Origin of the sequence: Sphingomonas sp. CCH10-B3 (genome assembly GCF_001556185.1) — a bacterium.
Taxonomy (GTDB): Bacteria; Pseudomonadota; Alphaproteobacteria; order Sphingomonadales; family Sphingomonadaceae; genus Sphingomonas; species Sphingomonas aquatica.
In genome coordinates this window covers 1-26,323 of the sequence record NZ_LSIJ01000024.1, presented here as the reverse complement: position 1 = coordinate 26,323, position 26,323 = coordinate 1, and the positions used below count along the sequence as shown (strand labels likewise).

Annotated in this window: 25 protein-coding genes and 2 tRNA genes; 12 read left to right on the top strand and 15 right to left on the bottom strand. The window is 65.3% G+C overall.

The features are described from left to right. From AX672_RS05790 to AX672_RS05770, 5 genes are all read right to left on the bottom strand, one after another. On the bottom strand, window positions 1-3,410 hold a 3,410-nt coding region (locus tag AX672_RS05790; protein ID WP_082730402.1), incomplete at its 3' end, for a beta strand repeat-containing protein. A gap of 177 nt (window positions 3,411-3,587) precedes the next feature. Beyond that, window positions 3,588-3,664 (bottom strand) — tRNA-Pro (locus AX672_RS05785). 76 nt (window positions 3,665-3,740) lie between these two features. After that, window positions 3,741-3,815: transfer RNA gene (locus AX672_RS05780), tRNA-Ile, on the bottom strand. Between the two features lie 40 nt (window positions 3,816-3,855). Continuing rightward, window positions 3,856-4,848, bottom strand: a complete 993-nt coding sequence (locus AX672_RS05775; protein WP_066649681.1) for a polysaccharide deacetylase family protein — start codon at window positions 4,846-4,848, stop codon at window positions 3,856-3,858. 5 nt (window positions 4,849-4,853) lie between these two features. Continuing rightward, a complete protein-coding gene (locus AX672_RS05770) occupies window positions 4,854-6,689 on the bottom strand; it encodes a sensor histidine kinase (RefSeq protein ID WP_066649678.1) in 1,836 nt (611 codons plus the stop codon). 182 nt (window positions 6,690-6,871) lie between these two features. On the opposite strand from AX672_RS05770, the gene AX672_RS05765 reads away from it, so the two are divergent. After that, on the top strand, window positions 6,872-7,342 hold the full coding sequence (locus AX672_RS05765; RefSeq protein ID WP_066649693.1) for an Lrp/AsnC family transcriptional regulator: 471 nt from the start codon (window positions 6,872-6,874) through the stop codon (window positions 7,340-7,342). 48 nt (window positions 7,343-7,390) lie between these two features. Here AX672_RS05765 and AX672_RS05760 read toward each other — a convergent pair whose 3' ends face one another. Beyond that, on the bottom strand, window positions 7,391-8,743 hold the full coding sequence (locus AX672_RS05760; RefSeq protein WP_066649675.1) for a hypothetical protein: 1,353 nt from the start codon (window positions 8,741-8,743) through the stop codon (window positions 7,391-7,393). Between the two features lie 174 nt (window positions 8,744-8,917). Between AX672_RS05760 and AX672_RS05755 the strand changes: the two genes are divergently transcribed. Then, on the top strand, window positions 8,918-9,628 hold the full coding sequence (locus tag AX672_RS05755; protein WP_066649673.1) for an SDR family NAD(P)-dependent oxidoreductase: 711 nt from the start codon (window positions 8,918-8,920) through the stop codon (window positions 9,626-9,628). A 105-nt stretch (window positions 9,629-9,733) separates the two neighbouring features. Further along, window positions 9,734-12,442: a DNA gyrase subunit A gene (gene gyrA, locus AX672_RS05750; protein ID WP_066649670.1), complete on the top strand. Its 2,709-nt coding sequence runs from the start codon at window positions 9,734-9,736 to the stop codon at window positions 12,440-12,442. 7 nt (window positions 12,443-12,449) lie between these two features. Here gyrA and AX672_RS05745 read toward each other — a convergent pair whose 3' ends face one another. Beyond that, window positions 12,450-12,770, bottom strand: coding sequence for a type II toxin-antitoxin system RelE/ParE family toxin (locus AX672_RS05745; protein WP_202189249.1), 321 nt, complete (start codon window positions 12,768-12,770; stop codon window positions 12,450-12,452). Then, window positions 12,770-13,018 carry a type II toxin-antitoxin system ParD family antitoxin gene (locus AX672_RS05740; protein WP_066649665.1) on the bottom strand — a complete coding sequence of 83 codons (249 nt, stop codon included), beginning with the start codon at window positions 13,016-13,018 and terminating at the stop codon, window positions 12,770-12,772. The genes AX672_RS05745 and AX672_RS05740 overlap by 1 nt, the downstream gene beginning before the upstream one ends. A 43-nt stretch (window positions 13,019-13,061) precedes the next feature. On the opposite strand from AX672_RS05740, the gene AX672_RS05735 reads away from it, so the two are divergent. Both AX672_RS05735 and AX672_RS05730 read left to right on the top strand, forming a co-directional pair. Further along, window positions 13,062-13,409, top strand: a complete 348-nt coding sequence (locus AX672_RS05735; protein ID WP_066649663.1) for a DUF952 domain-containing protein — start codon at window positions 13,062-13,064, stop codon at window positions 13,407-13,409. Window positions 13,410-13,500: 91 nt separating this feature from the next. Further along, complete coding sequence (locus AX672_RS05730; RefSeq protein ID WP_066649661.1) at window positions 13,501-13,710, top strand: hypothetical protein; 210 nt, start codon at window positions 13,501-13,503, stop codon at window positions 13,708-13,710. Between the two features lie 128 nt (window positions 13,711-13,838). Here AX672_RS05730 and AX672_RS05725 read toward each other — a convergent pair whose 3' ends face one another. Then, on the bottom strand, window positions 13,839-14,483 hold the full coding sequence (locus tag AX672_RS05725; RefSeq protein WP_066649654.1) for a lysoplasmalogenase family protein: 645 nt from the start codon (window positions 14,481-14,483) through the stop codon (window positions 13,839-13,841). A 217-nt stretch (window positions 14,484-14,700) separates the two neighbouring features. Between AX672_RS05725 and trmFO the strand changes: the two genes are divergently transcribed. Beyond that, window positions 14,701-16,011 carry a methylenetetrahydrofolate--tRNA-(uracil(54)-C(5))-methyltransferase (FADH(2)-oxidizing) TrmFO gene (gene trmFO / locus AX672_RS05720; protein WP_066649647.1) on the top strand — a complete coding sequence of 437 codons (1,311 nt, stop codon included), beginning with the start codon at window positions 14,701-14,703 and terminating at the stop codon, window positions 16,009-16,011. A gap of 131 nt (window positions 16,012-16,142) precedes the next feature. On the opposite strand, the gene AX672_RS05715 is transcribed toward trmFO, so the two are convergent. Both AX672_RS05715 and AX672_RS05710 read right to left on the bottom strand, forming a co-directional pair. After that, window positions 16,143-16,628: an EF-hand domain-containing protein gene (locus AX672_RS05715; RefSeq protein WP_066649644.1), complete on the bottom strand. Its 486-nt coding sequence runs from the start codon at window positions 16,626-16,628 to the stop codon at window positions 16,143-16,145. Window positions 16,629-16,686: 58 nt separating this feature from the next. Further along, window positions 16,687-17,358 (bottom strand): squalene/phytoene synthase family protein, encoded by a 672-nt coding sequence (locus tag AX672_RS05710; RefSeq protein ID WP_066649642.1) that lies wholly within the window; start codon window positions 17,356-17,358, stop codon window positions 16,687-16,689. A gap of 111 nt (window positions 17,359-17,469) precedes the next feature. On the opposite strand from AX672_RS05710, the gene AX672_RS05705 reads away from it, so the two are divergent. From AX672_RS05705 to AX672_RS05695, 3 genes are read left to right on the top strand one after another with little or no spacing between them, the layout of a single operon-like run. Continuing rightward, complete coding sequence (locus AX672_RS05705; protein WP_082730401.1) at window positions 17,470-19,458, top strand: TadE/TadG family type IV pilus assembly protein; 1,989 nt, start codon at window positions 17,470-17,472, stop codon at window positions 19,456-19,458. A gap of 8 nt (window positions 19,459-19,466) precedes the next feature. Then, window positions 19,467-20,042 carry a TadE/TadG family type IV pilus assembly protein gene (locus AX672_RS05700; protein WP_082730403.1) on the top strand — a complete coding sequence of 192 codons (576 nt, stop codon included), beginning with the start codon at window positions 19,467-19,469 and terminating at the stop codon, window positions 20,040-20,042. A gap of 53 nt (window positions 20,043-20,095) precedes the next feature. Continuing rightward, a complete protein-coding gene (locus AX672_RS05695) occupies window positions 20,096-20,746 on the top strand; it encodes a hypothetical protein (RefSeq protein ID WP_231731166.1) in 651 nt (216 codons plus the stop codon). A 9-nt stretch (window positions 20,747-20,755) separates the two neighbouring features. Here AX672_RS05695 and AX672_RS05690 read toward each other — a convergent pair whose 3' ends face one another. The 4 genes from AX672_RS05690 to eno form a co-directional block, all read right to left on the bottom strand. Next, window positions 20,756-22,156 carry a pyruvate dehydrogenase complex E1 component subunit beta gene (locus tag AX672_RS05690; RefSeq protein WP_066649627.1) on the bottom strand — a complete coding sequence of 467 codons (1,401 nt, stop codon included), beginning with the start codon at window positions 22,154-22,156 and terminating at the stop codon, window positions 20,756-20,758. Between the two features lies 1 nt (window position 22,157). Continuing rightward, window positions 22,158-23,204, bottom strand: a complete 1,047-nt coding sequence (pdhA, locus tag AX672_RS05685) for a pyruvate dehydrogenase (acetyl-transferring) E1 component subunit alpha (RefSeq protein WP_066649610.1) — start codon at window positions 23,202-23,204, stop codon at window positions 22,158-22,160. A gap of 89 nt (window positions 23,205-23,293) precedes the next feature. Then, a complete protein-coding gene (locus tag AX672_RS05680; RefSeq protein WP_066649608.1) occupies window positions 23,294-23,605 on the bottom strand; it encodes an FtsB family cell division protein in 312 nt (103 codons plus the stop codon). Between the two features lie 78 nt (window positions 23,606-23,683). Then, window positions 23,684-24,958 (bottom strand): phosphopyruvate hydratase, encoded by a 1,275-nt coding sequence (gene eno, locus AX672_RS05675; protein WP_066649606.1) that lies wholly within the window; start codon window positions 24,956-24,958, stop codon window positions 23,684-23,686. Window positions 24,959-25,109: 151 nt separating this feature from the next. Here eno and AX672_RS05670 point away from each other — a divergent pair, with 151 nt between their 5' ends. From AX672_RS05670 to AX672_RS05660, 3 genes are all read left to right on the top strand, one after another. Further along, the gene (locus AX672_RS05670; protein WP_066649601.1) at window positions 25,110-25,658 is read left to right on the top strand and encodes a hypothetical protein; all 549 of its coding nucleotides are present in this window, start codon (window positions 25,110-25,112) and stop codon (window positions 25,656-25,658) included. A gap of 64 nt (window positions 25,659-25,722) precedes the next feature. After that, window positions 25,723-26,019, top strand: a complete 297-nt coding sequence (locus AX672_RS05665; RefSeq protein ID WP_066649598.1) for a hypothetical protein — start codon at window positions 25,723-25,725, stop codon at window positions 26,017-26,019. 2 nt (window positions 26,020-26,021) lie between these two features. Further along, window positions 26,022-26,323, top strand: a 302-nt coding sequence (locus AX672_RS05660) for a hypothetical protein (RefSeq protein WP_066649596.1), incomplete at its 3' end; no start/stop codon positions are given.

Genomic DNA, 26,323 nt, shown 5'->3' with positions numbered 1-26,323 from the left:
GTGATCGTGACAGCGAGCAGGTTGTTGCCGTCGGTGTCGGAGAACCCGAAGTCCGTCGCCGTTAGCGTGCGCGGGGCGTCCTCGCTGATCGTCAGCGTCGCGTTGGTGCCTGCAGGCGCATTGTTGAGCGGCGTGACGTTGAGCGTGAGCGTGTTCGCGCTCTGGTCGAGATCGACGCCACCGTTTGCGGTGCCGCCATTGTCCTGCACCTGGAACGTGAAGCCGGGCGTGCCTGCGCTTGCCGCGGCGGTGTAGGTCAGGCTGCCGCCCGCCCCGTCCGCGTCGTAGAAAATCGTGCCTGCGCTGGGCAGCGTGGTGATGCGGACCGCCGCCAGGCTGTTGCCGTCGATATCGCTGAAACCGAAGTCGGCAGCGGTAAAGGCGCGCGTGGTGCCCGTGCCAACCGTGACGCTCCCGTCGGTGCCCGCAGGGGCGTCATTGACCGAGACCGCCGATACCGTCCGCGTGAAGCTCGCGGTGTCGTTGCCGCCACCGGTCGTGCCGCCGCCATCGACCAGCGTGAATGTAATCGTGCGGGCCGCCGTCGCGGGTGCTTCGGTCGTGTTGGCGAAGCGCGCGGCTTGCGTGATCGCCTGCACCGCCGCGTCGGTTGCCGAAGCATTGAGCGCGATCGACAGGCTGGTCGCGCTCGCGGTCAGCGTACCGATGACCGTGCTGTTATAGCTGACGTCAGTGCCCGACACGGTGATGCCAGTGCCCGACAGCGACAGCACATCGCCCGTGGCCGCCCCGCCAGTGATCGCAATCGTCAGCGTGCCGCCGGCATAGACGGCGCTGTCTGGGTCGCCGACCGTGACGTTCGAGACCAGCTGAACCGCCGGGCCATTCTCGACATACCCCTGTGTCGCTCCCGCGCCAAGGAAGGTCGCGAAAACATCAGCTTGGGCATTGGTGTCGCCCGCCACCAGATTGGTCGAATCGCTGGTGTAATAGACGGTCGAGCTGTCGGGCGACCAGGTGATGAAGTTGCTCGAAAACTGGCCCAGCGTCCCGAAGCCGCCATTGCCTTGCGTGCCGTCGGTCGCGGTGGAAATGCGCTGGATGGCACCCGTGGCGAGCGTCTTGACGAACAGGTCATACTGGCCATTGGTGTCGCCCGCGACCAGATTGGTGGCATTGCTGATGAAAGCGACGCGGGTGCCGTCGGGCGACAATATGCCGCCCAGGCTGGTGCCGTTGCTCTGCACCCCTGCGGCCGACGACGACACCAATGTCAGCGAGCCGGTCGTCAGATCCTTGATGAAAATGTCTTGCTGCGCGCCATTGGCATCGGCGCCCGACGTGAAATTGGTCGCCGCGCTGATGATGACGACCTTGGTGCCATCGAAATTGATGCTGCCGAGCGTGCTGTGGCCGTTGCCCTGCACGCCAGTGCTGGTGGTCGACACCCGCGACAGATTGTTGGTCGCGATGTCGCGGATGACGACGTCGTAAACGCCGTTGGTGTCGTTCGGCACCATATTGGTCGAATCGGTCGACCACGCGATGCGGGCGCCGTCGCCCGAGAACAAGGGCATCTTGTCGTTCTGGTTGTTGCCAACACCCCCCGTCGACGTCAGCGAAATCCACGTGAGCGCGCCGGTCTGGGTGGCCCCGCTGACGAGCGTCTTCAAATAGATGTCGCCATTGCCGTTGGTGTCTCCGGCTGCACCGCTGTTGTAGCTGAAGAAGGCGATCCGGGTGCCGTCGGGCGAGAACACCCCGGCAAAGCTTTGGCCCAAGCCGGCCCCGCCCGTCGTTGCGGAAGCCACCGACGAGGTCCCGGTCGCCGTATCATATATGGAAACATTACTGTTGTTGTTGAACAGAATCCGGGTGCCGTCGGGCGAAATGATCCCAAGGGTCGACGCCGCACCGAGTTGCGCGCCTGTCGTGCCGACCGAGACGCGCGTGACCGCGCCGGTCACCAGATCTTTCACGAAAGTATCGGCAACAGCATTGGTGTCGCCGCTGACAAGGTTCGTCGCGCTGCTTTGGAACACCAGCCGCGTGCCGTCCGCCGACACCGACAGCGTGCCGTTCGCCCCCGTCGTGGCACCGCCGCCGGTCTGCTGGGCGCCTGCACCTGTGGTCGACACGCGGGTCGTTGCGAAGGTCGAGACAGCGAAGGTCGGCGCGACATTGGGCAGGTCATCATTGGTGATCGTGCCAGTGCCGCTGTTATCCGAAGTCGTCGTGCCGGCCGTATTGTTGGACAGGACGACGCGGAAATTCTCGTTTGGCTCGATCGCCACGTCACCGGCAACGTTGACGGTGATCGTCGCGGTCGTCTGATCGGTCGCGAAATTGACGGTCCCGCTCGTGCTGCCCGAGAAATCGGCGCCGTTGGCCGGGTTGCTGACACCCGTGAAGTCGAGCGCCCAATCGACGCTTGCGGCGCCAAACAGGTTGGTTCCCGAGCGCGTGACCGTGAAGGTGATCGCCGTCGTGCCGCTGTTGCCTTCGGCAACCGCTACCGGGTCGTTGATCGAAAACGCGCCGCTGGGCTGAACGGTGAACGCGGTCGCGGGGGCAAAGGTCGTGAAGGGGTTCGTGCTGGTCGACCAATTTCCCTCGTTGTTCAGCGCGGCAAGCAATTGATCTTGGGTGCCGGCAAACGTTGTTCCGGTGTAGAGCCCGTTGTCGGTGGCGGCGATCGAGACAGCATTGACACCGTCGGTGAGACCGGGAGGCAAAGCCGTCGTTCCATTGCCGCTGGATGCGGTAAAGGTCGGCGAAAAAGTCGCGCCGCCCCAAGTGATCGCGGCAATCGCCGTTCCGGTCAAAGCATCGGTGCCGCCGAATGTCGGGTTGACGAGCGCCGTGATATTGTCACCAGCCGTGGCCAACCCGAAGGCCGCCGTCCCCAAAGTCGCGCCGGAACTCGGGGTAATCCCGGTCCACTCGGCGGTGCTGGCAGGGCCGGCCCCGAGGGGAGCGACGAATGAAACGACGGTGCCCGCCGCCAGATTCGACTGCGCAACCCAGCGCAACATATTTTCATTCGTGCGAAACGCCGAAACGTCGGTCCGATAGCCGTTGTCGGTGAAGTAGATCGTCGTGCCCGTCGTAACGGGCGCCAGCAGCACGAACTGGAAATAATCGCCGCCCGCACCGCCGCTGTTGTCCGACTGAACGGCCGTAAAGGCGATCGAGGCGACTTGCCCCGCATTGATCTGCTGTGGCTGCGGCGCGAAGACGGTACCGGGCTTCTGCTGCGACTGGCTCTCCAGCTCCGGCGCCAGAACCAGCGGCGCTGCGCTCGTCACGCCATTTGTCGTAGAGTCGCCTGCCGACAGCGTGCTGAAGTAATTGGCGTCGAGGAAAAGCCTGGCGGCATTATCGGTCGCCTGTCCTGCAAACTCGTCCGACCCGGCAATTTTCGTGCCGCGCGCGCCAACATCCGCCATCTCAGCCCCCAATTGGCCCAATCGGCGGGCCGACGATCGTTAAAAAATCGTTAGGGCCGTAACGATGCCAAATGACGGATTTGTTACACATCGTCAGCCAATGGTTCCAAATGAGCACGCATGGAAAATTTAGTCATGCGCGCGCTTTAACGGCCCATCGGCGACGTCGCGCAAGCGTGGTCGGGGAGACAGGATTCGAACCTGCGACATCCTGCTCCCAAAGCAGGCGCGCTACCAGACTGCGCCACTCCCCGACGCTGACACGCTTCGGATCGAGCGGGGCTTAGGGGCGAGTGCGGCGCGATGCAAGCGCGCTGCGTGGCAGGGCATTGGTGGGCCCGGCAGGATTCGAACCCGCAACCTGGCCGTTATGAGCGGCTGGCTCTACCATTGAGCTACAGGCCCTTGGCCTCCGACTAGGCAAGCGCGCGCGCGGGCGCAAGTTTCAGCAGGCGTCGAGCAGATCGCCAATCGTCGCCGGCCGCGCGCCGAGCCGGTCGAGCAGGTCGAGCACGCCGTCCCACCAGCGATGGAAGGCCACGAGGTCGGCGGCATTGCGGACATAGGGCGTGTGCCCCGGCGCGAGCGAGGGCGAATGGAAAGCGAAATTCAGCAGGCGCGTCCCCTCGCCCACGGCCACGCGCACGGCTTCGAGCGCGTCGGACAGCGGCATCCCTTCGGGCGTGAGCGATACGCGCGACAACAGCCCCGTGCGCGCCGCCACGCCCCGGCCACGCGGCACGCGACCCAACGTGCCGTACAGCGTCTCGCCGCGCCGCCGCAGCACCCCGGTGAAGACCGTCGTCAGTGGCAACTCGATCAGCGCATTGTCGGGACCACAGTGAAAGGCGGCACTGCCGACCGCGGTGAAATCGGGGCCGCCATCGGCGCGATAGTCATAATGCGCGCGGATCGAACTATCGATGCGATAGCCGCGCTCGACCAGCAGCCGCCAACTGTTGGGCCCGATGCCATAGCGCCCCGCGCGATAGACGACCGGTCGCGCCCCGAAAGCGCTGGTGATCGCCGCCGTCAGCACGTCGAGCTTGGCCGCTTCGACGGCTTCGGGCAGATTGCCGACATAGCTGTTGGCTGGGCTCAGCGCCTCGTCGAACGGCGGGTTGACCCAGGGGTGAAGCTGGGTGCCGATCGTCGACCGGCCATCGGCGAGCACGGCGCGCAGGATATCGACCGCACGCGGATCGGTCGCGATCGGATAATCGACCAGATAGACGAGTGGCACACTGCGATCGGCGAAGCGGGCATGTGCCGCCGGGATCGCGGATACCGATTGGGTGCTGTGCCCGGCGCGCGCGAAATCGGCGCGCCAGTCGAATTCCTCCTCGGTATCGACGAAGACGGTAAAGTGCGTACCGAAACTGTCGGGCCAGTCGACAAGCGCGGCGGGCGCCGGCACCGGCGGCGAAAATCCCGCCATCGCGATCAGTTGGTCGACGCCTGTCCCATATCGCCAGCAAAGGCGGCGGGCAGCCGCAAAGTCAAGCGCGTCTCGCCGATGAGGAGCGTACCACCCAGCTCGCGGGCAAGGTTCATCGCCAGCCGGAGCGCAAAGCCCGACCCCAGCAGCGGCGCGCCCGCCGCCGCCTCTTCCTCGGCGTCGATCGCCAGAGGCGCGCTATTGCCCGTCGCAACGATCAGCGCTTCGGGACGCGTCAGCCGGACCACGGCGTCGCTGTCCTCGCGCGTCGCCAGCACCGCGATTGTCTCCCCCGCGCGCGCCGCCGATACCAGCACCGCAATCAGCCGCGCGAGCAACCGCTCGATCACGCGATCATCGCCCTTGGCAAGCACATCGTAACCGATGTCGAGCGTCGTCTCGGCGCCGCGCAGCGTCGCGAGTGGCTCGAGGTCCTTCAGCACCCGGACCAATATCGGCGCGAGCGGCACGTCGCTTGGCCGCAGATCGAGCGCGCGCGATTCGATTCGCGTCGCCAGATCGAGATCATCGATCGCCCCCAGCAGCGCCCGCGCCTGCTCGACGATCGTCCCGGCATAGCCGCGATAGGCCGCGCCGACCGGCCCGAGCATTTCGCTTTCGATCATTTCGGCAAAGCCCGCGATCGCCGTGGTCGGCGTGCGCAGTTCGTGGACGAGCTGGCGCAGCGAATCCACCGAGCCGCTTTCGATATGTGCCTGCTCGTCGGCACGCGGGCGGCGGGCGGCACCGCGATAGCCGATGAAGGTGCCGCTCACCCGATCGAAGCACGGCATGGCGGAAATGCGCCAGGCACCCGACGCGGCCGACTGGCCGGCGATTTCGAGCCGGGCATCGTCGAGCCGGGCGCGGCGGCGGAACGCCCCGGTCGCATTGCCGTCCACAGCAGCAGCGCCGGCCGCGCCATAAGCGATCGAAATGCCGATCACCGCGCTGCGATCGACACCGTCGACCCAGCGGATGATGCCGTCGGCATCGGTTTCGAACTGGAAGCGGCGCGCAGGAGCCGTTGGCGCACGCAACGGGACCGGCGACGCAGACGGCACCGCGGCGGCTTCGTCGCGCTGGCGACGGAAAGCGTCGATGCGCGCGACGATGTCCGGAATCTGGAACGTCCCAGACGCGGGCTCGGCGGCGGGCAGCCCGGGTGCATCCGCCGCAGGCGCCTCGGCGGTCTCGCCGCATCCGAGCTGACGATGCGCCTCGACGACGGCGGGCAGCGCCTGCGCGACGCTGGCAAAGGATGCGAAGGTCGATTCGTCGACGGGCACAGCCTCGGGCGGGGACGGCGCCGCCGCGTCCGCCTCCAGGTCGGCGACCAGCGCGTCCCATGCGGCAACGGGCCGGTTGCGCGACGCCTCTGCCGGGCCATCTGCCGATGGCACACGCGCCGGATCGACCGACAGCACGAAATCGACCGGGCCGAAATCGCCAAGTGCGCGCATCACCTCCGGCGGCAGGTCGCGCCGATGGCGCAGGATGGCGCGGCCCTGCGCCGACATCGCGACGAGCATTGCTGTCCAGTCGCTTGCCGGCAGGCGCGCCGTGCGCAGGACTGGCGCCGCGACACTGGCATCATCCTCGGCGAACAGCCGCACCAGTGGCGCGGGCGGCGCGGCATAGGTCAGCGCCCGCGCCGATGCCGCGCGAATCTTGGCGGGCACGCGGGCGCGCAGGTCGCGCAGCGTCGCCATTGTGTCCATCGTCGCTTCTGCGCGCCCGCGCCCGACGAGATCGACAAGCTGCCGCCATGCCGTCTGCGCACCGAAGGGCGTCGAGACGTCGGTGGCCAACACGGTGGAAAGACTGTCGTCGAAGCGCAAATCACGGTCCCTCGGCGCGCCTGACGAGCGCCATCGTAAGGATTTCTTAACCGCGGGCGGACGGCCAAGGGAACCGTTCTTTTTGGCACGTCACAATGTGGGACAATTGCGTTTGCGGGCAATTATATAATAGGATAGCGCCGCCTGAGTATTGATTTGTTCACAAACCGGAAGGGATGGGCATGGCGTTCGATCGCATCGATCGGCAGATTCTCGATCTGCTGCAGGAAGATGGCCGCATGACCAATGTCGATCTCGCCGAACGGGTGGGACTCACGGCGCCGCCGTGCCTGCGCCGCGTCCGCGCGCTCGAGGAGCAAGGCGCGATCCGCGGCTATCATGCCGACCTCGACGCCGCCACCCTCGGCTATCCGATCACCGTGTTCGCGATGGTGTCGCTGCGCAGCCAGGCCGAATCCGATCTGGCGGCGTTCGAAAGCCACATCGCCGCGATTCCCGAAGTCCGCGAATGCCACATGCTGAACGGCGAGATCGATTTCATCCTGAAGCTGGTCGCGACCGACCTGAAATCCTTTCAGGAAATTCTGACGTCGCGGCTGACGACGGCGCCCAATGTCGCCAGCGTCAAGACGTCGCTGACGATCCGGACGGCAAAAGCCGTACCGGGCATTCCGGTCAATCTCGAAGACTGAGCATCAGAGCGCCCCGCCATCCTGATGCGGATGGCGGGGGCGTGATCGTCAGGCCGCCGGGGTGCTATCCAGCCACAGCATCCAGAAGCTGGCGATGTCGGCGCGCGGCGGCGACTTCACCATCGCAAAGGTCGCCTTGGCGCTTGCCCGGTCGCCCGACCGCGCCTGCGCAATCGCCAGGTGAGTCAGTACTTCCTCGGGCTTGGCAACGCCGCCCTTCTTCAGCGCAAGCTGGTAGAGTTCGATCGCATGGGCATAATCGCCTGCGCCCAGATAGCCGTCGCCGGTCGCCGCGGCGAGGATGCCGTTGGGCGCTGCCGCCGCCTTCTTGGCGAGCGCATCAAGCGGCCCTTCGGCCTTGATCGCGGCCACCGCGTCGCTCATGATCATCGCATTCGGCCCGCCGGTTGCGGGCACCTTGCCTGCCGCGCGGCCCTCCTCGATCACGGCCTTGGCTTCCTCGGGCAGACCGACGTCGAACAGGTTCTGGGCATATTCGGCATAGTCATTCTGGTCGCCCAGCGACTTGGCCATGCGCAGCAGGCGCCAGATGTCGATCCGCTCGCGCTTGTCGAGCTTATAGGGGCCCTGGAAGCCGTAATAGACCAGCGCGTCGCGCCAATTCTTGGCCGTCGGATAGGCGGCGAGCCACACCTTCGTCCAGTCGAGGAACTCGACCGTCATCTTCGCGCCGTTCGCCTTGGCGCGCGCATAAAGATACCAGCTTTCGGGCGGCGTCCGGCCAGCGGCGCGCTCGGCCGCGATCAGCGCCTTCATTTCGGCGATCCCACCGGCGATGTCGCCGCCCTCGGTCTTGGCGCGGACGATGTTCAGGCCAAGATTGCTGGCCGTCGACCCCGCAGCCTTCGCCTGCTGGAAATAGGCCAGCGCGCCGGCATAGTCCTTCAGGTCATAGGCATGCTCGCCAAGGCGATTGAGGTAGATGGCGCGTTCGGCCTGCGAGCTGCGCGGGTGCGCGATGAGCGCCTTCAGCGGCTCGATCAGCGGCCCTTCCTTCTGACGATAGAGGTTGGCATCGCCCTTTGAGGCAGCCTGCGCCCTCATATCCTCGAGCTTCAGGCGCAGGCTCAGCTTGTAATAGGTATCGTCTTCGGTCTTGGCCGCCGCCTCGGCAGCCGCGACGAGCGGATCGGCAGCGGTAAGGTCGGCCGAAACATCGGTCGCCATCGACACCTTGAGCTTGTCGTTGATCGCACGCAGCGCCTGGTCGGCGGGAACCGCGGCCTTGCGGAATTCCGGGCTCAGCTGGGGACCGGCGGGCGCCTCTTCCTTCTTCTTTTCCTTGGCCACGGCGGTAGCCGGCATCGCGATAGCGGCCGCGCCGACCAGCAGAATCGCAGCGCGCGCTGCCCCGGTTCCAATCTTCGCCAGAGTCACCATGTCAGAAATCTCCTCCCGAGGGCGATTGATGTGTTCATGTTGGTCGTCGCCTTAAAGGCGCGCGCAGCAGCGTTCAACCCAATGCACCGCACCGCCCTAGCGACGATGCGGTGAACGGGCTTTGAACGGCGCCGCACCAGCCCTAGACGCAGCGGTAACGACCGAGAGGGAAAAATGACGCACAGCATTGCACCGTCCGCCGTAATCATCGGCGCATCGGGCGGGATCGGCGCCGCGATTGCCGACGCGATCGAGGACGAAGCGAGCCATGGAGCCGTGCACCGCTTCGCCCGCTCCTTCACCGGGGCTGGCCACATCGACATCGCGGATGAAGCGAGCATCGCTGCCGCCGCAGCCGAAGTTGCCAAGGGGCCGCCGCCGACGCTGGTGGTCGTGGCAACGGGACTACTGCACGACGGCACCCGCGGCCCCGAGAAAGCCCTGAAAGAGCTCGATCCGGCGTGGCTCGCGCGCAACTTCGCGATCAATGCGATCGGCCCCGCTTTGGTCGCCAAGCATTTCCTGCCGCTGATGCCCAAGTCCGGCCGCTGCATCTTCGCCGCGCTGTCGGCGCGCGTGGGGAGCATTTCAGACAACCGGCTGGGCGGCTGGCACGGCTATCGCGCGTCGAAGGCAGCGCTCAACCAGCTGATCCGCACGATCGCGATCGAGGAGCAGCGCCGCAATTCGAGCTCGATCGTCGTGGCGCTGCATCCCGGCACGGTCGATACGGCGCTGTCCAAGCCCTTTCAGGGCAATGTCGCGCCGGGGCGGCTGTTCGATGCCGGGCGCGCGGCGGTGCAGCTGCTCGACGTGCTCGACGGCCTGCGCCCGCCCGACAGCGGCAAGCTGTTCGCGTGGGACGGGGTCGAGGTGGCGCCCTGATCCATCGCCTCGCGCGCACGCACGCGCGCGAGGGTGACAAAGGCCATCGGGCGGGCTAGAACCGTCACAGAAACGAAACACCCTTCTTTCCGAAAGCACCGTGCATTGACCGACGAGACCCTGCTCGCCGACCCTTCCGATATTTCCCCGATCAGCATCGTCGACGAGATGCGGTCGAGCTACCTCGACTATGCGATGAGCGTCATCGTCGCGCGCGCGCTGCCCGATGTGCGCGACGGGCTGAAACCGGTGCACCGCCGCATCCTTTATTCGAGCCTCGAAGGCGGCTTCGTCCCCGGCAAGCCGTACCGCAAATGCGCCAAGATCGTCGGCGACGTGATGGGTAATTACCACCCGCACGGCGACAGCTCGATCTACATGGCGCTCGCCCGCCTCGCGCAGGACTGGGCGATGCGTGTCACGCTGATGGACGGCCAGGGCAATTTCGGGTCGATGGACCCGGATATGCCGGCGTCGATGCGCTACACCGAAGCGCGGCTGACCAAGGCGGCGATGACGCTGCTCGGCGATATCGACAAGGATACGGTCGACTTCACGCCCAACTATGATGGCTCGCGCGAAGAGCCGTCGGTGCTTCCTGCCCGCTTCCCCAACATTCTCGTCAACGGCGCGGGCGGCATTGCGGTCGGCATGGCGACCAACATCCCGCCGCATAATCTGGGCGAAGTCGTCGACGCGTGCCTTGCGACGATCGACCGCGCGGTCAGCGGCGGCGATCCGCTGACGATCGAAGAGCTGATGGAGATCGTCCCCGGTCCCGACTTCCCGACCGGCGCGATCATCCTGGGCCGCAGCGGCTGCCGGAACGCCTATGCCGAGGGTCGCGGGTCGATCATCGTGCGGTCGCGCCACGAGATCGAGGAAAGTCGCGGCGACCGCCGCTCGATCGTGCTGACCGAGATCCCCTATCAGTCGGGCAAGAACGCGCTCGTCGAAAAGATCGCCGAAGCCGCCAAGGACAAGCGCGTCGAGGGCATCAGCGACATCCGCGACGAATCGAATCGCGAAGGCGTGCGCATCGTCATCGACCTGAAGCGCGATGCGACGCCCGAAGTCGTGCTCAACCAGCTGTGGCGGCACACGCCGGCGCAATCGAGCTTCCCCGCCAACATGCTCGCGATCCGCGGCGGGCGTCCCGAGACGCTGACGCTGCGCGACATCATCGACGCGTTCATCAAGTTCCGCGAGGAAGTTATCACGCGGCGGTCGAAGTTCGAACTGCTCAAGGCTCGCGAGCGCGCGCATATCTTGCTCGGGCTGGTGATCGCCGTCACCAACATGGACGAAGTGGTGCGGATCATCCGGTCGTCGGCCAACCCCGCCATCGCCCGCGCCGCGCTCGCCGCTCGCGCTTGGCCGGTAGCCGAAATCCTGCCCTATATCCGGCTCGTCGAAGCGGTCGAGGCCGAGATCGAGGGCGACACCTATACGCTCTCCGACATTCAGGTGCGCGCGATCCTCGACCTGCGGCTCCACCGGCTGACCGCGCTCGGCCGTGACGAGATCGGCGACGAACTCAAGACGCTGGCCGAATCGATCACCGAGCTGCTCGCGATCCTCGCCGACCGCGCCAAGCTCTACGCGGTGATGCGCGAAGAGCTGGTCGAGGTGCGCGCGGCCTTCGCCACCCCGCGCAAGACCGAGATTGCCGCCGCTGCCGACGGGATCGAGGACGAAGACCTGATCGAGCGCGAAGCGATGGTCGTCACCGTCACGCTCCAGGGCTATATCAAGCGCACCCCGCTCGACACCTTCCGCGCCCAGGCGCGCGGCGGCAAGGGCCGTTCGGGCATGGCGACCAAGGACGAGGATGCCGTCACCAATCTGTTCGTCACCAGCACCCACACGCCCGTCCTGTTCTTCTCGACGCACGGCAAGGTTTACCGCCTGAAGGTGTGGAAGCTGCCCGAGGGCGGCCCCGCGACGCGCGGGCGGCCGATGGTCAACCTGCTGCCACTCGCCGATGGCGAGACGATCTCGACCGTGCTGCCGCTACCCGAGGACGAGGCCGAATGGGGTGCGCTGCACGTGATGTTCGCGACCGCCAAGGGCAATGTGCGCCGCAATTCGATGGATGCCTTCACCAACGTGCCGTCGAACGGCAAGATCGCGATGAAGTTCGACGGCGAGGATGCCGACGACACGCTGATCGGTGTCGCGCTGCTCGATGCGGGCGACGACGTGCTGCTCGCGACGCGCGACGGCAAGGCGATCCGCTTCGCCGGCGATGACGTGCGCGAGTTCCAGAGCCGCAATTCGACCGGGGTGCGCGGAATTGCGCTGAAGAATGGCGATGCGGTGATTTCGCTGTCGGTGCTCCACCGTGTCGGCACGACGCAGGAAGAGCGCGAGGATTATCTGAAGTTCGCGCCGTGGAAGCCCGAGAAGGACGGCGAACCGGCGATGGATGCCGAGCGCTTCGCCGAATTGCAGGCGCGCGAGCAGTTCATTCTGACGGTGTGCGCCAATGGCTATGGCAAGTTGTCGTCGGCCTATGATTATCGCCGCATCGGGCGCGGTGGCCAGGGCATTACCAACATCGACAACATCGCCCGCAATGGCCCCGTCGTCGCCAGCTTCCCGGCGACACGCGACGACCAGCTGATGCTGGTGACCGACCAGGCCAAGCTGATCCGCATGCCGCTCGATTCGCTGCGCGTCATCGGCCGTGGCTCGGCGGGGGTAAAGCTGTTCGACGTCGGCAAGGACGAGCATGTCGTGAGTGCCGCGAAGATCAGTGAGAGCGATGATGGCGACGATGGCTCAGCGGAGGTGGAACCACCGGTCGATTGATCGTTCATTATCCCTCGTCTTCGTTCGAACCGCCATCGATGTCCAGGTGATCTGCAAAGTTCATTCGTTCATGGAGTACCCGAACGATGATGACTTGGTCGCCTTCGATCCGCGCGAAGACATAGTGCGATCCTGCCTTGAGGCGGCGGTAACCGGGCCGAATCCAGTCGCAGCGCGGCACCGATCCGGGTTTGCTCGCTAGGCGCATGATCGCGTCGTCCAACGCGGTAACATAGGCGTCAGCTTGTGGCACGTCCCAAGTCGCAGCGGTGTACCTCCAGATCGCTGCGATATCCTGCCGCGCTGCGGGGCGGATCGTCACGCGCATCATTGGCGCGCCTGATGCTCCGCATGCATTTCAGCCAAGAATTCTTTCAGGTCCCACGGGACCACGGGGCCGCTGTTCTCGCCTTCGATTAGTGCGGCACGCAACTGCACCAGCATGGCCTCGCGCGCCTCCACCAGCCTAAGCCCTTCGCGCACGACTTCGCTGGTCGAGCCATAGCGGCCGCTGGCGACCAGATCGGCGGTGAACTTTACCCAGTGATCGCTGAGTGCGATTGACGTGTTGCGCATGGTCGCATACCTCCGCCGACAAATTACCAAGATTGGGTAACGCATGCAAACGTCGACCGCGTACAAGGTGCTCACCGCCGAGCAAATGGCGATGCTCGAGCGCGACGGCAGCTTTGCAGGGGCGCCGATCGACCTTGCCGATGGCTATGTGCATCTGTCGACCGCCGCCCAGCTGACCGAGACAGTCGACAAACATTTCGCAGGGCAGAGCGACCTGTGGGTTGCTGCCGTCGACCTTCCGGCGCTGGGCGCGACGGTGAAGTGGGAGCCGTCGCGCGGCGGCCAGCTGTTCCCGCACATTTATGGTCCGTTGCCGCTGTCGGCGGTGGTTGCATATGGCCCGCTACAGCGCGACGCGAATGGTCAGGTGATGCTGCCGGTCGCTGGCTGATCGCGTCACCTGTCTTCGCTCATGGTCTCAGGGGCATATTCCCAGCACCGGTGAATCGGGGCATAGTGCGCCTCCAAGGAGACTGAAGCTCATGGACATTGACGCCGTCCTTCGCACCGAAATCAAGGACGCGATTGCCGCGAAGCGCACTGCCGGTTTGCCGGTCGATCCGCATCAACTCGCGATCGAAATCACCGAGAAATGGGAAGAGCCAAAGGGCCGCGGCTCGGGCAACTGGCTGTACCAGACCCGCGATTCGCTGCGCACGACGATCGAGGCGATCTTGGCCGAAGGGGCGTAGGTCAAGACATCCCCGCCATCCCTCGTTTGTTTCGAGCGAAGTCGAGAAACAGGCCGAAAGCGGTGTGCGTGGGGCCTGCGTCTCGAGTACGCTCGACACGAGCGGTGGGGGATAAGAGGGCCAGCACGCTAACCCGTCCCCGCACCCCTCCGCAGATAGCCGACCACCCCCCACGCAATCATCGCCTGCCCGCCGAAATAGAGCGGCCAGACCAGCAGATCGGGCGCCGCCGATCCCTCCAGCGGCCCCATCCGCGCGAAAATCAGCAAATCGCTCGCAGCGAAGAACAGCGCACCGCGCGACACCAGCAAGCGCGGGAAACGGCTGACCCACGCCGCTGCCGCCATTAGCGCGAGCCCGCCAGCGTAGAGCGCAATCCCCGGCGCCGCCGCGCGATCGGCAGGCATGAACCACGCAATTGCCGGGATGAGGAGCAGCCGCCCGATCGCGATCGGCGCGCTCGCCCGTAAATCCTCGCGCCGCCAGACCCAATAGAAGCCGGTTGCCAGCAAATGCCCGGCAAGGAAGGCCACGGCGCCGACCGTCAGCCCGATTGCATCGAGCAGCACGTCGCCGGTTGCGCCAAGTGCGAGCACGGCGGCAATCGTCCAGCCGCTGGCTGAGCGTGCGTTGAGCGCTGCCCAGAGCGCGAGCAAGCCGACGCCCGAGCCTTTCCACGCCGTCAGCGCCGCGCCATCGGGCAGCACCCAGGTCGCCGGAAAGTAACTCGCCCCCGCCGCGACCGCGATCCAGAAAAGCCAGCGATACTGCATTGCCCATCCTCCCCGCACCGCTCTGCCGGATCGGCATGAAAAAGGCCATTGCGGCGCAGCTTGATGGCGCGAGAGGTTGAATGCCCAAGTCCCCCCGCTAGAACCGGGGCCCGGAGAGCCCGCAAATGCCGACAAACAAACCTATCATGGCAACCATCTCGACGTGGCGCGCCGCAACCTCCCCCAGAGACCTAAAAAACCGAATGACGATTTGCCTATGACCCACGACATCCACATCATCGGCGGCGGGCTGGCCGGTTCGGAGGCGGCGTGGCAGCTTGCCGAGGCGGGCCTGCGCGTGAAACTGTCCGAAATGCGCGGCTCGGGTTCGACCACGCCCGCGCACAACACCGATGGCCTTGCCGAGCTCGTCTGTTCGAACAGCTTCCGCTCGGACGACGCGATGAGCAATGCGGTCGGGCTGCTCCATGCCGAGATGCGCGCGCTCGGATCGCTGATCATGCGCGAGGGCGATCGGCACCGGGTGCCCGCAGGCTCGGCGCTCGCGGTCGATCGCGATCGCTTTTCGGACGGCGTGACGGCGGCGCTTGCCAGCCATCCCAACGTCACCATCGTGCGCGAGCGGGTGGATGCGCTGCCCGAGGGGCCGGCGATCATCGCCACCGGGCCGCTGACCGCGCCGGGGCTCGCCGAGGCGATCGGCGCGGAGACCGGCAAGGATGCGCTCGCCTTTTTCGATGCGATTGCGCCGATCGTCCACCACGACAGCATCGACATGTCGGTCGCGTGGATGCAGTCGCGCTGGGACAAGGGCGAGACCAAGGATTACATCAACTGCCCGATGAACCGGGAACAGTATCTCGCCTTTCATCAGGGGCTGATCGACGGCGAGAAGACCGAGTTCAAGCAGTGGGAGAACGTCCCCTATTTCGAAGGCTGCATGCCGATCGAAGTGATGGCGGCGCGCGGGGTCGACACGCTGCGCTATGGCCCGATGAAGCCGGTCGGGCTTGATGATCCGAGGACCGGGCGCTGGCCCTATGCGGTGGTGCAGTTGCGGCAGGACAACGCCAGCGGCACCTTGTGGAACATCGTCGGCTTCCAGACCAAGCTCAAGCACGCCGAGCAGGTGCGGCTGTTCCGCACGATCCCGGGGCTGGAGCAGGCCGAGTTCGCCCGGCTGGGCGGGCTGCACCGCAACACCTTCATCCGCTCGCCCGAGCTGCTCGACCCGACGCTGCGGCTGAAGGCGCGGCCGAGCCTGCGCTTCGCCGGGCAGATCACGGGGTGCGAAGGCTATGTCGAAAGCGCGGCGATCGGGCTGCTCGCGGGGCGCTTCGCGGCGGCGGAACTGCGCGGGGCGGCGATGACGCCGCCGCCGGTCGAGACTGCGCTGGGGGCGCTGCTCCACCACATCACCGGCGCGGCCGAGGCCGAGACCTATCAGCCCATGAACGTCAATTTCGGGCTGATGCCGCCGATTACGGGGCGGACGAAGAAGGCGGATCGCAAGTTGCTTTACACCGCACGGGCGCGCGAAGCCTTGCAGGGGTGGCTAGCGGCTTGAAGCTCGAAAGCGGGCAATCATAAGCTACCCCGTTCGTGTCAAGCGAAGTCGAGACACAGGCCCCGGGGCCAGTCGCTTATGGCCCACCCCTCGACTTCGCTCGGGACGAACGGAGGTGATTGGTCCTACGCTTAATTCTCGTCGTCTGCGGCGGCAGGCGCCGACGTAACCGGCGGACAGACGCATTTCGCCTTGGGCCGGGCCTTGCGCACGACCGCCGTAGTCGCGAATTCGGTCGCCGTCAGCGCACCCGACTTGTCCTTGTCGGCGCCAGCGAACTTCGTCGTCGCCTTGATCGCCCATTCGTCGAAATCGAGCCGCCCGTCGCCATTGGTGTCGAGCTTGGCATAGGCCTTGCGCCGCGCCGCCAGATATTCCTCGCGGGTGATGCTGCCGTTCTTGTCCTTGTCGAGCCGCCCGAAGCGGCGCTGCTCGCGCGTCTTGGCGCTCGCTTCGGGAATGTCGTCGGGCAGCGCGCCGCTCTCCTGCCCCGCCGTCTGCGGCAGCGCGGGCAGGATCGGCTGAACGCCGCGATTGGCCGCGCCGGAATTGAACCAGAACACGCCCGCGCTGGCGAGCAGCAATGCCGCCACTGCACCTGCCAGATACCGCCACATCGCCGCGACTCCCCCTTGCCGCCTGCCAGACTAATCGAGCCGCGGCGCGAGCGGAAGCCTAACGCCCGGTAATCCGGTGTCTTAACATCCGCAGCACACGCCCCGGCGCGCCTTTCGGCTCGCGATCCCGGCGGCGCAGGTCGCGCGCAGCGAGCGCGGCAATGGCCCCCATCGGTCGCCCTGCCGAACGCCAGCGCGGCGCCAAGGCTTCGGCCAGCAGCGGCGCCGCCAGCGCACGCGCGCGCAACGCCACATCAGGCGCGCGGACATGCGCAGCGAGATCGATCAGTGCCCACCCCTGTCCGGCTGCGACCAGCGGATCGCTCGCTGCCCCCAGCAAATCGCCCGCGAGCGCGAACAGCGCGCCACGGCCGCGCGCATAATCGGCCAGCGCTTCGTCGCCGAGCGGATCGGGCAGCAGCAACGCTTCCCAGCCATCAGTCATGGCGGCAAGCGCCTGCCCACGGACGCCGTGCGGCAGCAACGTTTCGGCAAGCGCCGCCAGCAGCGGCTGCGCGGGCGGCGGCGCGGTGTCGAGCCGACCGAGCGCTTCATACCACCAGGTCAGCCGCAACCGCGCGACCATCGGGTCCTTCGCCTGCCGCAGCGTCGCGCCGAGTTGCGCATCGAGTGCCCAGAGCGCGGTCAGGCCTGCCCGGCGCCCGACCGGCGCATAGCTGATCGACAGCGCGATTTCGGGATCGGCGGGCGGCGGCAACTGCGAACTCATGCCGCTCCCATAGCGGGGTAAGCGCGACGTTAACCAGTCCTGCTTAAGCCGATGCAACCAAGGACACAGTAACGCAACGATCGAAGAACCTTATTTTCGGGCTGAAAACAGATGAGCAGGGGCAGCACAGGGCATGGCGGCGTGATGCGATTGCTCGCGCGGCTGGCGCGTGAACAGCGCGGCAACGTGCTGGCGCTGGCCGCAATCATGCTGACGGTGACAATCGTGATCGCGGGGTCGAGCGTCGACACGGCGCGACTCTACCTCGTCAAGGTGCGGCTGCAGCAGGCGTGCGACTCAGGCGTGCTCGCCGGGCGCCGCTTCATGATCGACAGCGCCGCGACGACGCTCGACACCAATTCCTCCACCCAGGCGACCAATTTCTTCAACAATAATTTCAAAGCCGGTTGGCTGGGGACGAGCAGCGTCACCTTCACGCCATCGAAAACCAACAACAACCGCGTTTCGGGCACTGCGTCGGCCGTGGTGCCGATGTCACTGACCAAGATCATCGGCATGCCCAACCAGACGATCAACGTGACCTGCGAGGCGCGCTACGATCTGGCCGATACCGACATCATGTTCGTGCTCGACACGACCGGGTCGATGGCCTGTCTGCCGAGCGAAGACAATGCGACCTGCTCCGCCAGCGTCGGCACGCAGGGCACGTCTGCCTATACGCGCCCGGCGGACTCTGCGCTCGGCGCCGCATCGGGCAGCGTCAACGACAGCGTGGCCGGCTATCCGGGATCATATGGCTATTATGTGAACGAGAAAACCGGCTCGCGCATTTCCGCGCTGCGCACCGCCGTCATCAGCTTTTACAACACGATGGCGGCAAATGTTCAGCCGGGAACGAACATCCGCTACGGCTTTGTCACCTACACGTCGGTCGTCAACGCCGGGAAGGCGATCATGTCGATCAACCCCCAATATATGGTTGGGGGCGCAGGCAATGCCACGACCAACTGGACGTATCAGTCGCGTCGCGTGACCGCAGACTATCAGATATCGAATACGCAGATCGCCCAATACACCAACATGAATTCAGCGACCTGCGACACTTATAAGATCCCGCGAAATCCCGCGACGCCGCTCACCTATAATAGCGCGACCGGTCAGGCGACCGAGCGGACCGTGAGCTGGGCGACCAACAACAATGGGCGCTGCCGCGTCTATGATATCGTCTATGGCCCGACCTGGACCTATGGCCCGACGTCGCTCAACGTCAGCAGCTTGCTGACCAATGCCTCGGTCGACGATCCGACGCGCGTCGATACGGGCACGGCCAGCTGGCAGGGCTGCATCGAGGAGCGCGACACCACCGCATCGTCGACCTTCAATATCAACAGCCTGCCGCCCGATCTCGACCCGGATCTGGTGCCGACCAGCGACGCGACGCGCTGGCGCCCGGCGTGGCCACAGGTGATCTATGGCCGCAACTATACTGGCGGCACCTATGGCTATAGCAGCACCGCCAACACCACGTCGAACGGTGACACGACAAGCATCGCGACGGCGCTGTCCTATTTCAACTACAACAACCAGCAATTGCTGAAGGCGGGCTGGCACAGCTGCGGCAAGCCGGTGCGCCGCTTGGCGACGATGTCGCTGACCGACGTGACCAATTACGTCAATGCGACCGATTTCCGTCCGATCGGCGGCACCTATCACGACACCGGCATGATCTGGGGCCTCCGCCTGATCTCGCCGACCGGCATTTTTGCCAATGACACGGCCGCCTGGCCGGGTCGCAATCCGCCGAACCGCGTGATTGTGTTCCTGACCGACGGCGACATGGCGCCCAACGTGTCGATCTATGGCCAATACGGCGTCGAATATTTCGATCGTCGCGTGACCGGCGGCACCTTCACCAGTCAGGAGGATTACCACAACGCGCGCTTCCTGGCGGTGTGCGCCAAGGCCAAGTCGATGAACATCAGCATCTGGACGGTCGCGCTCGGCCTGGCGGCAACGCCCGAGCTGCAGCAGTGCGCAAGCAGCCCGTCGCAATCGCTGTCGTCGACCAGCGGCAGCGATTTGAACGACAAGTTCCAGACCATCGCCCAGCGCGTGGCGCGGCTGCGGGTGTCGCAATGATCGCGCGCATGCGGCGCCTGTGGCGCGATCGTCGTGGCAATGCGATCACCGAATTCGGGCTGCTCGCCCCGGTGATGCTCGCGCTGTTCATGGGGCTGAGCGACGTGCTTTATCAGGCCTATCTGCAAAGCGTGCTCAACGGCGCGGTGCAGAAGGCCGGGCGCGATTCGGGTATCGAAGGCGGCGCCAACAATACGACGGCCATTGATGCCAAGGTGCAGACCTCTGTGCGTCAGCTCGCCCGGAGCGCGACCTTCAGTTCGTCGCGCAAAAGCTATGACAGCTTCACCGAAGTTGCGCCCGAGCCGTTCGTCGACACCAACGGCAACGGTACGCGCGAAACCGGCGAATGCTACACCGACCAGAATGCTAACCAAACCTGGGATTCAGACCCGGGCACGACGGGTCAGGGTGGCGCCAATGCGGTCGCGCTCTACACGATGACGGTCACTTATCCGCGGCTTTTCCCGATCATGCGCTTCTTCGGCGTCAGCAACACGCAGACGATCAGTTCGTCGACGTTGCTCAAGAACCAGCCCTATTCGACCCAGTCGACAACTGCAGAAGCAACGGTGTGCACATAATGCGTCGTCTTCGCCTTCTCCGGCGGCTTGGCCGCGACTCCAGCGGTGTCGCGATGGTCGAATTCGCCTTCACCCTGCCCTTTCTGGCCGGATTTGCACTCTATGCGATGGAATTGACCAACTTCGCGCTGGTCAACATGCGCGTGAACCAGATTGCACTTTCCCTCGCCGACAATGCCTCGCGTGTCGGCACCGATGCGACACTGACGACGCAGCAATTGCGCGAAGTCGATATGAACGACGTGCTGCAGGCGGCGCGCTATCAGGGTCGGGGCATCCGGCTGACGACGTTCGGGCGGATCATCGTGTCAAGCGTCGAAAATGTCCAGCAGACCTATGACACGGCCCCGGTGCAGCGCATCCACTGGCAGCGTTGCATCGGGATGCGCAGTGGCACCGGGTACAACTCGCGCTATTCGACCACGACCACTGCCGGCACCGACGCCACCGTCGGCAACGCCGGGACGACCGTTGCCTCCGGCGTCGGCGACCCCGGCGCGCTGATTTCCGCACCAGCCGGGTCGGGACTGATGTTCGTCGAGGTCAATTACGAGTATCAGCCGCTGGTAACGGCCTATTTCCTCGGCACGCGGCAGATCCGCTTCATGTCGTCGTACATCATCCGCGACAACCGCGACTTCAGTCGGATCTACAACCCCAACCCGGCCGCCACGCGGTCGACCTGCAACGTCTTCGCGGCCTGAGCCCAAGGCTCAGCCGCGATAGCAGACCTTCTTGACCGCGCTCATGACCCGCGCGGCATCGATCAGCGCAAGCTTTTCGAGATTGGCGGCATAGGGCAGCGGCACGTCTTCGTTGGCGACGCGCAGCACGGGCGCGTCGAGATCGTCGAAGCCTTCCTCCATTGCGATCGCAATGATCTCCGACGCGATCGAGCAGGTCGGCCAGCCTTCCTCGACCACGACCATGCGATTGGTCTTGGCAAGGCTGTCGAGCACGGCGCGCTTGTCGAGCGGGCGCAGCGTGCGCAGGTCGATCACTTCGGCGTGGATGCCTTCACCCGCCAGCGTCTCGGCAGCATCGAGCGCAATGCCGACGCCGATCGAATAGCTGACGATGGTCACGTCCGTGCCGGGCCGCACGATCCGCGCCTTGCCGATCGGCAGAACATGATCGTCGAGCTTCGGCACTTCGAAGCTGCGGCCATAGAGCAATTCGTTTTCGAGGAATACGACCGGATCTTCGCTGCGGATCGCGGCCTTCATCAGCCCCTTGGCATCGGCGGCATCATAGGGCGCGATCACGATCAGGCCGGGGACGCTCGCATACCAGGGCGCGTAATTCTGGCTGTGCTGCGCGGCGACGCGGCTCGCGGCGCCATTGGGCCCGCGAAACACGATCGGGCAGCGCATCTGGCCGCCCGACATGTAATTGGTCTTGGCCGCCGAATTGACGATATGGTCGATCGCCTGCATCGCGAAATTGAAGGTCATGAACTCGACGATCGGCCTCAAGCCCCCCATCGCAGCCCCCGTGCCGACGCCGGCAAAGCCATATTCGGTGATCGGCGTGTCAATGACGCGGACATCGCCGAATTCGTCGAGCAGCCCCTGCGTGACTTTGTAGGCGCCCTGATATTGCGCAACTTCCTCGCCCATCACGAAGACGCGGGGGTCGCGGCGCATTTCCTCGGCCATCGCATCGCGCAGCGCCTCGCGCACCGTCAGCTTGACCATCTCGGTACCGGCGGGAACTTCGGGATCGGCAACGGTTGCGGCTTTGTTGCTGGCGAGTTGCGCAGTGCCAGTGTCGGCCTTTTTCGGCGCAGGTGCGTCCGACTCAGCTGCCTTCTGCTCCGTGGCAGGCGCTTCGGCAGCGGGGGTCGGCGGGGGTGTGGGGGTAGCTTCCTCGCCCTCACCCGCGATCATCGCGATCACGGTGCCGACCTTCACATTGTCGGTCCCTTCGGCGACCAGGATGCTGGCGATCGTCCCTTCGTCGACGGCTTCGAATTCCATCGTCGCCTTGTCGGTCTCGATTTCGGCGAGGATGTCGCCCGATTTGACGACATCGCCTTCCTTCACCAGCCATTTGGCAAGCGTGCCCTCCTCCATCGTCGGGGAAAGCGCGGGCATCTTCAGCTCGATCGCCATCTCAATAGCTCTCCACCAGAACGTCGGTATAGAGTTCGCTCGCATCGGGTTCGGGCGTGCTCTCGGCGAAGTCGGCGGCTTCGCTCACGATCTTGCGGATGTCCTGCTCGATCGCCTTCAGCTCGGCCTCGGCGACGCCCAGCGCTTCGAGCTCCTTCTTGGCGTGATCGATCGGGTCGGACTTGTCGCGCACGGCCTGCACTTCGTCACGGCTGCGGTACTTCGCCGGGTCCGACATCGAATGGCCGCGATAGCGATAGGTCTTCATCTCGAGAATTATCGGCCCCTTGCCGCTGCGCACCCAGGCGAGCGCTTCCTCAGCGGCGCCGCGGCACGCGAGCACATCCATGCCGTCAACCTGAATGCCGGGGATGCGGAACGATTCGCCGCGTCGGAACAGCTGATCCTCGGCCGAGGCGCGATTGACGCTGGTGCCCATCGCATATTGGTTGTTCTCGATGACGTAGATCACCGGCAGCTTCCACAGCTCGGCCATGTTGAAGCTTTCGTACACTTGGCCCTGATTGGCGGCGCCGTCGCCGAAATAGGCAAGGCAGACGCCGCCGTCGCCGCTGTACTTGTGCGCAAAGCCAAGGCCGGTGCCGAGCGACACCTGCGCGCCGACGATGCCGTGACCGCCATAGAATTTATGCTCGACGCTGAACATGTGCATCGAGCCGCCCTTGCCCTTCGAAATGCCGGCAGCACGCCCGGTCAGTTCGGCCATGACATCCTTGGGCGGGATGCCGCAGAGCAGCATGTGGCCATGATCGCGATAGCCGGTGATCACGCTGTCCTTGTCCGACAGCGCCGATTGCAGGCCGACCGCGACCGCTTCCTGACCGATGTAAAGGTGACAGAAGCCGCCGATCAGGCCGAGGCCATAGAGCTGCCCGGCCTTTTCCTCGAACCGGCGGATCAGCAGCATCTGGCGATAGAATTCGAGCAATTGCTCCTTCGTCGCCACGAACCGTTCCGGTTCGTTTGGACGCTCGCGATTGACGGGGAGCGGTTCGCTTTTGCGGCTGCGCGCTGGGGTTTTTGCCACGGTCGGGTGGACCTCTTTCGCCTGGGGAGTGCGCTGGCGCTATAAGCCCAGTTCGCGGCCAAGTGCAATCACCTGCGCGCCACCGGCGATCAACGCAGCGGCAACACCACTTCGTCGGGGTGAACGACGTTCAGCTTCTGGCGCGCAGTCTGATCGACCATGTCGGGATTGGCATGGTCGGGATCGAGCAGATCGACGCGGTTCTTGAGTGCCGCACGCTGCTTGTCCAGCTGCGCAAACACTGCCTGCTGCTTGACGAGCTGGCGCTTGTAATCGCTGTAGGCGAGCACGCCATTCGCCCCGACAATCGCGTAGCCGCCGAAGAATGCCATTGCGATCAGTGCCAGCGCGGGTGCCGCTGCGCGGCGCAGCGTTTTGGCAAAGGTCGAGCGTGTGTCCATTAACCAGATTCTGCACAAGCGCGACTCGGCGGTCAAGCGGCAACCGCCGATAACGCAACGCTTTGTCGCAATTAAGACTCAGCGCAGGATCGACAGCCCGGCATAGCGCGCGACGTCGCCCAGTTCCTCTTCGATGCGGATCAGCTGGTTGTACTTGGCGAGCCGGTCACTGCGCGCGAGGCTGCCGGTCTTGATCTGCCCGCAATTGGTGGCGACCGCGAGATCGGCGATCGTTGCGTCTTCGGTCTCGCCCGAACGATGCGACATGACGGCAGTATAGCCAGCACGGTGCGCCATCGACACGGCCGCGAGCGTTTCGGTGAGCGTGCCGATCTGGTTGACTTTCACCAGCAGCGAATTGGCCAGCCCGGTGTCGATGCCGTCGGCGAGCCGCATCGGGTTGGTCACGAAAAGATCGTCGCCGACGAGTTGCACCTGATCGCCGATCAGATCGGTCAATGCTTTCCACCCGTCGAAATCATCCTCGCTCATCCCGTCCTCGATCGAGAAGATCGGGTAGCGGCGGGTCAGGTCGGCGAGATAGTCGGCCATTTCGGCGGGCGCGAGCACCTTGCCTTCGCCACTGATGTGATAGGCGCCGTCCTTGAAGAATTCGGTCGCCGCGCAGTCGAGCGCGAGCATCACGTCCTCGCCGGGCTTGTAGCCCGCCTTCTCGACCGCCTGCATGATGAAATCGAGCGCGTCGGTGGTCGAAGCGAGATTCGGCGCGAAGCCGCCTTCGTCGCCGACCGCCGTCGCAAGGCCACGTTCGTGCAGTGCCTTCTTCAGCGTGTGGAACACTTCCGAGCCGCAGCGGACCGCGTCGAACAGCGAGTCCGCGCCGACCGGCACGATCATAAATTCCTGAAAATCAATCGGATTATCGGCATGCTGGCCGCCGTTGATGATGTTCATCATCGGCACCGGCAGCACATGCGCCGAAACCCCGCCGACATAGCGATAAAGCGGCAGGCCGCGGGCATCGGCAGCAGCTTTCGCGACTGCGAGGCTGACGCCCAGAATGGCGTTGGCGCCGAGCCGCGACTTGTTGTCGGTGCCGTCGAGTTCGATCATCACGCCGTCGATGTCGCCCTGATCCTCGGCGTCCATGCCGAGCACGGCCTCGGCGATATCGGCATTGACGGCGTCGACCGCGCCCTGGACGCCCTTGCCGAGCCACAGATCGGCATCGCCGTCGCGGCGTTCGACCGCTTCATGCGCGCCGGTCGACGCGCCCGAGGGCACCGCCGCCCGACCGAAGCTGCCGTCTTCGAGCATCACATCGACCTCAACCGTCGGATTCCCGCGGCTGTCGACAATCGTTCGCGCGTGGATGTCGATGATTGCGGTCATGATATGATCTCCCTACTTTATAGGCGAAGGTACCGGGTCGGCGGGGGCGCTCTATCGCCTTCGCCGCGCCGGAGCAATTCGGCTTCACGCCACGGAACGCGGTTCGGCACCGGGCGTTGTCGGGGATTATCGGGAAAGGGCTTTTCGCAAAATGACCGACGAGATCAACAAGGCGGCTGATGACGCCGCAACCGCTGCTCACGACGCCGCCACGGCAACCGGCGAACTGGTCGCCACCGCGGCCGAGCAAACCGACGATGCGGCCCGTGAAGCCGGCGCGTCGTTCAAGGACGGCGCCGCCAATTTCGCCAAGCAGGCCGCCGAAAAGGCACGCGATCTTGCCGCCGACGGCAAGGCCCGTGCCGGGGACGCGCTCGACGAAGTGTCGCGGCTGATGGGCAATGCCGCCGATACGGTCGACGAGAAGCTGGGCGCCAATTACGGCCAATATGCCCGCAGCGCCGCCGACAGCATCGCCAGCTTCTCCGAAGGCCTGAAGGCCAAGGAAATCGACGATCTGGTCGCTGACGTGCAGGGCTTCGTGCGCAAGTCGCCGGCAGTCGCGATCGGCATTGCCGCCGCGCTCGGCTTCGTCGTTGCGCGGCTGGTGAAGGCTGGCCTGGATTCGTCCGACGAGCAGGCGACGGCCACCAGCAAGGACACCGGCACCGCTGGGGCAAACGACGCTGTCGACGCCTGAGCCCGAGCGGGCGACCCCACCCGCCGAACCCGATGACGACAGCATCGCCGCGCTGTTCGCGCGGTTGATCGACCATGTCGAACGGTTCGTGCGGGCGGAATTGCGGCTATATCGGGCGCGCGCGTTTGACCGGCTGGCCGACGCGCGGACGGCAATTGTCAGCCTGTTGCTGGCGTTTCTGCTCGCCCAATCGGCGATCATTGCGCTGCTGGTTGGGCTGATCGTGATCCTGCGGCGACCCTTGGGCGCTGTCGGCGCAACGGCGGCAGTTGTCGGGAGCGCGCTGGTGATTGCGGTGGTGCTCGTCCAGCTCGCGCTGGCACGCCTGCGCAAGGCAACCGACATCGAGGACAAGCTTTGACGATGCGGCAGGAACTGATCGAAGCCGAGGCCAAGGCCCGCGCCGCGCGCGATGCGCTGACCGCGACACTCGTCGAGATCCAGTCGCGTATCACGCCGCGCGCGCTGGCCCGCGAGGCCATCGATGAAATCCGCGAGACCGGCATCGAGTTCGGACGCGCCGCCGTCGACGCTGCCCGCCGCAACCCGGGGCCGTTGCTCGCAATTCTGGCGACCGTGCTGGCGCTGTTCGGGCGGAACCAACTCGCCGGTCTTTTCACGGCCCCGCACACTGCTCCCCCCTCCCCGACCCCCGACCCGGAGAC